General features: G+C 42.2%; 1 protein-coding gene. It reads right to left on the bottom strand.

Annotation, left to right across the window (positions count from 1 at the left end; all coding sequences use genetic code 11):
* The coding region (locus BAZSYMA_RS08380; protein WP_090717881.1) for an integrin alpha at window positions 1-1,501 on the bottom strand (1,501 nt) is incomplete at both ends.

Here is a 1,501-nt window from a genome sequence, read left to right as displayed (position 1 = left end):
ATCCAGTATCAGTTTTGCCAAAGATAACATAGGATTTACCTGCAGATGAACTGGCATTATAAGCACCTACAATTAAATCATCTAAGCCATCGCCGTTGACATCGCCTGCACTGGAGACTGAGTAGCCACTATAATCGCCCGCTAACTCGCCATTAATAACAAAGCCACCAATACCAGCGGCAATGTCTGATAATTCAACAACATTGGTGTTGTTGTTTTTGCCGAATACAACATACGATTTACCTTTGTGTGATTTACCGCTTGAATCGTCGACACCATAAGCACCTACAATTAAATCATCTAAGCCATCGCCGTTGACATCGCCTGCGTTGGAGACTGAGCGGCCACTATAATCGCCCGCTGACTCGCCATTAATAACAAAGCCACCTGTGCTTGTACCAGTAGCAATGTCTGATAATTCAATGGCTCTGGTGTTGTCTTTTTTGCCAAACACAACATACGATTTACCTGCATTTGATTTACCGCTTGGATCGGCTTGCCTAGCACCTACAATTAAATCATCTAAGCCATCGCCGTTGACATCGCCTGCGTTGGAGACTGAGTAGCCACTATAATCACCCTTTGACTCGCCATTAATAACAAAGCCACCTGTACCAGTAACAATATCTGATAAATTAATAGCAGTGTTGTCTTGTTTGCCGAACACAACATACGATTTACCTTGACCCTTTGGATTGGCTACATAAGCACCTATAATTAAATCATCTAAGCCATCGCCGTTAACATCGCCTGCGTTGGATATTAGGTAACCTTTATGATCATTCCCTGACTTGCCATTGATAACAAATCCGTCTGTACTTGTGCCAGCAGCAATAGCTGGTAAATTAATAGCATTGGTTCCTTGTTTGCCGAACACGACATATGATTTATCGTCATGTGCGCTAATAATTAAATCATCTAAGCCATCGCCATTAACATCACCTGCACTGGAGACCAAGTGATTACTCCAAACATTCCCTGACTCGCCTTTGATAAGAAAGCCATTTGCGCCAATAATGCTTGACAATTCAATAGCATTAGTGTTGTCTTTTTTGCCGAATACAACATACGATTCACCTGCGTGTGATTTATCTTTTGGATTAGTGTTATAAGCACCCACAATTAAATCATCTAAACCGTCACCATTAACATCGCCTGCGCTAGAAACTGAATGTCCGCTATAATCACCCACTGTCTTGCCATTAATAACAAAGCCACCTTTGCCAGCAGCAATGTCTGATAATTCAACGATATTAGTGCTTTGTTTGCCAAACACAACATAGGATTTACCTGCGGATGATCTACCACTTGGATCAGCATGATAAGCACCCACAATTAAATCATCTAAGCCATCGCCGTTGACATCGCCTGCGCTGGAGACTGAGTAACCACTACGATCATATGCTGACTCGCCGTTGATAACAAAGCCACGCTGGTACTCTTTTAACATTACATCTTTTTGCATCCAAAGCTCAGCATTAGCATCTCTATGAGTGTAAAC

Origin of the sequence: Bathymodiolus azoricus thioautotrophic gill symbiont, assembly GCF_001298715.1 — a bacterium.
GTDB lineage: Bacteria > Pseudomonadota > Gammaproteobacteria > PS1 > Pseudothioglobaceae > Thiodubiliella.
Note: the sequence above shows the minus strand (reverse complement) of the source record. Positions and strands in the feature narration are given on the sequence as shown.